The sequence below is a fragment of the Plesiomonas sp. genome (assembly GCF_051650925.1).
In the GTDB taxonomy this organism is placed as follows: Bacteria; Pseudomonadota; Gammaproteobacteria; order Enterobacterales; family CAMTGL01; genus Plesiomonas.
Window position 1 is genome coordinate 1 of sequence record NZ_JBOFRH010000014.1, and the last position, 6385, is coordinate 6385.

The following is a 6385-nucleotide window of genomic DNA, read 5'->3' on the forward strand; positions in this document are numbered from 1 at the left end:
AGATTACCGTTGATGTCGTAACCCTGTTGATGCACCGCATTGAACTGCTGGGCAAAACCATAAGCCATCACATCCAGCTCTTTTTGTTTTTCGACCAAGTCTTTATCGCGGAAGGTCATCAGACCGCCGATACTACCCCCCATATTACGCGGCATTGCAAAGGTAGCATCACCACGCTTGATGCTGATCACGCCATCGCGCGCCATATCCAGCTGACTGGCTGAATTACCACTAACTAATGGCTGGCCCTGATCCAGATTGATATCAACCGTGCCATCTGGTTTGTACTGCACGTTGACATTCAACTGTTCTGACAGCTGGCTGATAGCTTGATCGCGCGCATCCAACACATCGGTCATAGATTGACCTCTGGCACCCGCTTCTTTGATCTGCTTGTTCATCTCGGCGATGCTGGCCAGTAGTGAGTTAGTCTGGCTGATGCTCGAATCAAGCTGGCTGTCGAGCTGTTTGCGCTGACTTTTTAGCTGCGCATCCATATTATTGAAACGCTGAGTTACCGCATCGGCCTGTGACAAAATAGATTGACGCAACGCCATATCTTGCGGGTTCACCGCAGCTTCACTGAGTGCTGAGTAAAAGCGATCCATACCCACGTTGATGCTGGAGCTATCAGCCGTCAAGATCTGTTCGGTCTTGTTCATATAACGGAATTGAGTATTGCTCTGCTGTAATGCCGAAGATTGGCGCCACAAGCTCGTATTCAAAAAGCCGTCAGCCAGACGATCAATGCCGGTAACACCGACCCCCGCACCTACACCACCTGGGCCAATTTCACTGGCCAGACCGATACGCTGACGGGTATATCCGGGCGTGTTCATGTTCACCAGATTGTGAGAGGTGGTGCTCAGGCCAGCATTGGCCGCGCCCAGACCGGTTAAACCGATATTAATCAGACTCATGACAACGTCCTTACTCAGTGTAAAAACACCCGGTCTCATGGCCGAATGCTAGCAGACAGTCAGTCTGCAGGGTTCTGAAAGTAATTAAGCGACCTACCAGGCAAGATGATTAAATTTACCTGTGATACCGAGGATAAATCGGCTATTCCAGCATCTGTTGCACCTGTTGCCAAAGCCCTTGTAGCTTACGGGCATACTGGGGGTCAGTGGCATAACCGGCTTGCTGCAAATGGTTAAAGTAACGCTCTGGATTATCTGTATGCTGCAATGCCTTGGCATAACGGCGGTTACCCTGCAAAAAACGGACATAGTCATCAAACGATTCGGCAAAACTCCGGTATACCCGAAACGGCGATTGCTGATTGACAGTCTGACCATCAATGACCTCCTCCGCCGAAACAGTGACCTGTTCTCCCTGCCAGCCAGAGCTAGCCTTGATATTGAACAGGTTATAGCTGCTCTTTTCACCGTGACGTAATATCCCTTTGCCCCAGCCAGTTTCCAGTGCCGCCTGCGCCAGTAATACCGCTGGGCTCGTCCCCAACGCTCGTGCTGCTCGGATAGCGTATGGAAACAGTTTTTTAATGAAGTTTTGTTTTTGCGGATCAGCCGTCTGTGCATTCAACGCTGAATCCACCGCCTCGCTTCCCGCTCCGGCGCCAAACAGGCGATCTAAGACAGTATCCGGCAGCCACGAGGCGTATAACGGTTTAGTTTGCGTTGGCTTAGCATGCATGGTTACGGCAAAACTCTCCGCCGCACGCGCCGACTCACTCGCGATACCCGCCGGTTTATCCGTTGTTTTTGGCACTGCCGCGCCCAACTGTTTTACCAGCATCTCGGCGATCCCAATTCGGCTTTTTTTGCTCATTTCTACTGCCAACTGACCGTCGTAAAATGACTGGTAAAAATCTTGCTGGCGACTACTGAGCGGTGAGTCGGGATCGCGCATCGCGCTACTGGCCTGCCGCATATGCTTGAGCACGGTCTGTAAAAAGACCGCCTCAAACTGTTGTGATACCTGCTGCAAAGCCTGCTGCTGATCACGGTTACCTTTGATACTCTGTAACTGGTGTACATCGTTGTACAAAAACGAGGTCTGTGCCTCGTCTGGCGCAATTTCTATACTCATATCACGATCAGCTCGCCTTCCAGCGCACCAGCCTGTTTGAGTGCCTGTAAGATAGACATCAGATCACTCGGAGTTGCCCCTAAGCTGTTAATGGCATCTACAATGGTTTTCAACGACGTCCCCGCAGGCCAGATAAAGGCTTTACCGCGCTCTTCATTCACACTGACATCTGACTGTGGTGTCACCACGGTCTTACCGTTGGACAAGGCATTTGGCTGGCTGACCTGAGGGTTTTCAACAATATTCACTGTCAACGAACCATGGCTGACAATTGCCGGCCGCACGCGGACATTTTGCCCCATGACAATGGTGCCAGTACGCGCATTGAAAATAATACGTGCTGGCGTAGGGCCTTCATTAACACTTAAGGTTTCCAATGCCGCCATAAATCCAACACGCTGACTAGGATCTTCTGGAGCGCGCAGTACAACTTTGGCATTATTCTGGGCATTTGCTACACCTGGGCCCAATACACGGTTTATCGCCATTTCGATATTGCGTGCAGTATTAAAGCCCGGCTGTTTTAGGCTCAGTACTATATTGGGATTAGTCAGAAACGAGGACGGGATCTCACGTTCAATCAACGCACCGTTAGGGATCAATCCAGCAGTTGGAATGTTAACCGTGATCCCACTGCCACTAGCGCCTTCGGCGTTTAAACCGCCCACAACCAGATTGCCTTGCGCCATGGCATACACCTGCCCATCTACCCCGCGTAGCGGAGTCAGCAGCAACGTACCGCCGCGCAGACTCTTGGCATCCCCCAATGACGAAACTGTAATATCCAATGTCTGGCCTTTTGAAGCCAGCGCCGGCAATGTAGCGCTAATAGCTACCGCCGCCACGTTTTTCAATTTCGGATCAGCATTCGGCGGTAACTGTACCCCAAATTGACTCAGCATATTTTTAATCGACTGCGAGGTGAATTTGGTTTGACTCTTGTCACCGGTACCGCTTAAACCCACCACCAAGCCGTAACCGACCAGCTGGTTTTCCCGGATCCCCTGTACATCTACCATATTCAATAATGGTGCCGCCATCGCGGACACACTGCCAAGCCACAGGCTCAGCAGTAAATAACGCATGCTCATTATCAACCTCAGATAGGGAAAAACGGACTGTTAAAGAATCGGGTCAGCCAGCCAGCAGAGTTCGAGTCTGATAGTGCGCCACGCCCTGAATAAGTGATCCGAGCATCAGCCAGACGCTGGGAAGGTACTCGGTTAGACCCATCAATATCATCGACTCGTACCAGCCCGTTGAGACGGATATACTCATCGCCTTGATTGAGACGCAACCACTTCTCACCGCGAACCCGCAAAATACCGTTAGGCATCACTTCGTATACCAGTACAGTGATGCTACCTGACAACGAATTTTGCTGAGAGCTGGTGGAGTTACCTTTGAAATCACGATCAGCCCCTAACGAGGATGCCGCCTTCGGGTACTCTTTGCCAAATAAGGTGGCCACCCCAACACTGGCATTACTCTCCTTGCCAAAGCTGGTGCCGGCTCTCTTACTGGAGCTAGTTTGCTCTTGCAATACCACCGTTAACACATCACCGACACGAAACGCGCGCCGATCCTGAAACAGTGCCATGTTGTAATCATTGCTGAACAAACCGCCGTCCTGATCCCGCTCCATGGCCGGTAGTTTCATCGGCGGAGGGGTAAAATTATCTTCGCCGGGATAAGGGCCGATGGGCGGGTGGGCACACCCGGCCAGCAACAACAAGGTCATCATTACCAGAACGCGTTTCATGACTGCCTCAATCTTTTTCGTTACGACATTAATTACAGTGACTGGCTGACAAACTTCAGCATCTGATCAGCACTGGATACCACTTTGGCATTCATCTCATACGCGCGCTGGGTGGTGATCATATTGACCATCTCTTCCACTACGCTGACGTTCGAGCCTTCCAATGAGTATTGTTTAAGCTGACCTAAGCCATTTTCTCCGGCAACCCCTTCATTCGGAGCGCCACTGGCACCGGTTTCCTTAAATAAGTTGCTTCCAGCAGCTTCAAGACCGCCTGGATTGGTGAAGTTCACCAACGAGATTTGACCTAGCTCTTGTGGTTGCGGATCATCGGCACTGGTATAGCTCACTGTACCGTCGGTCCCTACCGAGAAGCTGGTAGCATTTTCCGGAATTTCAATATTCGGGCTAAGCGGCAAACCATTGGCATTCACCAACATGCCTTCGGCATTGCGGTGAAATTGACCGTTACGGGTATACGCCATCGTGCCATCAGCCATTTCAATCTGGAAAAAACCCTGACCTTGAATTGACAAATCTGTGGGGACATCCGTTTGCTGATAAGCACCGGTTTTCATCAGTTTTTCAGTACCGACAACCCGTACCCCGTTCCCCAGCATCAAACCACCTGGGGTTTCATTTTGCTGATCGGCCATACCACCGGGTTGCTTTTTGATCTGGTAGAACAGATCTTCAAACGCGGCTCGGTCTTGCTTAAAACCAATGGTGTTCACGTTGGCCAAGTTGTTGGAGATCACCTGCATCTGCACGTCTTGTGCCGCCAGACCGGTTTTACTTACCCATAATGCTGCATTCATTCTGTTATGCCTTACTCACGAATCAGACGATTACCCGCAGTGGTCAAATCCTCTGCGGTTTTCATCATCTTGACCTGAAATTCAAAATTACGTGCCAGTGTCATGTTACGGATCAGGGCATCGACCGCATTCACGTTACTGGATTCCAGATAACCACTGGCAACTTGCACGCCATCATCGCTGGCAGCGCTAGAGCCATCACGTAGGCGGAATAAGCCATCTTCACTTTTGCTGATCGCTTCCGGTGAGGGGTTGACCAGTTTGAGCTGACCCACCTCCTGCATAACACCACCGTTTGGAGCAACAATCGACAAAGTGCCATCTTTACCCACATTTAATTGGCTGTATTCTGGCAGTACTATCGGGCCATCCGTTCCCAGCAGTGGGTGACCGTTGACACTTAGCTCACCGGCATCATTGGTGGCAAAGTTACCGGCTCGGGTATAGGCCTCACCTTTTGGGGTTTCAACGGCAAAAAAACCGTCGCCCTGTATCGCCATATCTAATGGCCGATCAGTGTGTTGCAGCGCACCACCGGAGAGATCCGAGCCTAAAGGCTGCTCACCCACCAGCGCACGAGTCTGGTAGCCCGCACCGCGCAACAGCTCAGTCGAAGCCTGCTCCAAATCAGCCCGAAAACCGGAGGTATTCACGTTGGCCAGATTGTTGGCCTGCACCTGCTGCGACAGCAAGGTGCGGCGCGCGCCAGACAGGGCAGTAAACAGCAATTTATCCATAACTCAGACTCGGCCCTTACAAGGAGTTGAACAGAACTTTGGTCATCTCATTGGCAACCTGAATTGATTTGGCATTGGCCTGATAGTTACTCTGTGCCCCCATCAATCCAACCATTTCATCACTGATATTCACGTTAGAGTTTTCATAACGACCAGTCATAATACTGCCTAACTGACCTTCACCAGCCACTCCAGCCATTGCCTGTCCTGAGGCAAATGTCTCGGTCCAACGGTTGCCACCGGCAGGTTGTAGGCCTTCACTGTTGGTAAAGCGTGCCAGTTGTAACTGACCTTGGCTGACTTTTTCACCATTGGTATAACGAGCAATCACAGTACCATCTGGCTCGAATGACCAATTAGCAAACTTACCGGCAGCATAGCCGTCGGAGCTAACGGTGTTAATGCTAAAGCCGCCGCCGTATTGAGTCATCGCACTCATGTCCAAAGTAACGGTTTCACCACCAGGCACTGAGACAGTTGTCTGTTTTGATGATGTCAGAGCGCCCTTATCATCAAATGTTAATTTTGTTGGTGTTGGGGTTGGTTGTGCAGGGTTCTTTCCAGGATCTACAATAGAATACATATCCCACTCACCTTCTGCCGTTTTGCAGTAGTACTGAGTAACCTGATGCTCATTACCCAGCTTGTCATACGCCTTCACAGTGCTGGTAGAGTTATAGGTAGATGGGTCGTCGGGGTTAAAGGGAGTTTTAGTGCTCAGTGGTGCACCCGAATCCAAATTAAGACCCAGTGAACCTTTGGTGGTTGCTTTCGGCGCTTGATCGGCTTGGTCAATCGTAATCGGCTTACCCCCTTTGCCCAGCAGTAACGAGCCATCAGGGCTGACCAGATTCAGCATGGTTGGGTTGTTCTTGTCCTGACGGGTGTCAAAGATGCCGGCACGGGTATAAAACTTCTGGCCGTTATTCTCTACCGCAAAAAAACCATCGCCATTGATCGCCAAATCGGCATTACGGCCAGTGGTGGTCATGCTGCCAGTGGCAAAACTCTGGCGA

General features: G+C 50.9%; 7 protein-coding genes. All 7 read right to left on the reverse strand.

Annotated elements, in window-relative coordinates; translation table 11 throughout:
• Positions 1–920, reverse strand: a 920-nt coding sequence (gene flgK, locus ACRC27_RS00340) for a flagellar hook-associated protein FlgK (protein WP_438638793.1), incomplete at its 3' end; no start/stop codon positions are given.
• A gap of 142 nt (positions 921–1062) precedes the next feature.
• Complete coding sequence (gene flgJ / locus ACRC27_RS00345) at positions 1063–2052, reverse strand: flagellar assembly peptidoglycan hydrolase FlgJ (RefSeq protein ID WP_438638794.1); 990 nt, start codon at positions 2050–2052, stop codon at positions 1063–1065.
• Positions 2049–3143: a flagellar basal body P-ring protein FlgI gene (locus tag ACRC27_RS00350; protein WP_438631335.1), complete on the reverse strand. Its 1095-nt coding sequence runs from the start codon at positions 3141–3143 to the stop codon at positions 2049–2051. Before ACRC27_RS00350 ends, flgJ begins: the two co-directional genes overlap by 4 nt.
• A gap of 8 nt (positions 3144–3151) precedes the next feature.
• Positions 3152–3814 (reverse strand): flagellar basal body L-ring protein FlgH, encoded by a 663-nt coding sequence (gene flgH / locus ACRC27_RS00355; RefSeq protein ID WP_438638796.1) that lies wholly within the window; start codon positions 3812–3814, stop codon positions 3152–3154.
• A 32-nt stretch (positions 3815–3846) separates the two neighbouring features.
• Positions 3847–4632, reverse strand: a complete 786-nt coding sequence (gene flgG, locus ACRC27_RS00360) for a flagellar basal-body rod protein FlgG (protein WP_438638798.1) — start codon at positions 4630–4632, stop codon at positions 3847–3849.
• 11 nt (positions 4633–4643) lie between these two features.
• Positions 4644–5369: a flagellar basal-body rod protein FlgF gene (gene flgF, locus ACRC27_RS00365; protein WP_438638799.1), complete on the reverse strand. Its 726-nt coding sequence runs from the start codon at positions 5367–5369 to the stop codon at positions 4644–4646.
• Between the two features lie 16 nt (positions 5370–5385).
• Positions 5386–6385, reverse strand: a 1000-nt coding sequence (locus ACRC27_RS00370; RefSeq protein WP_438638801.1) for a flagellar hook protein FlgE, incomplete at its 5' end; no start/stop codon positions are given.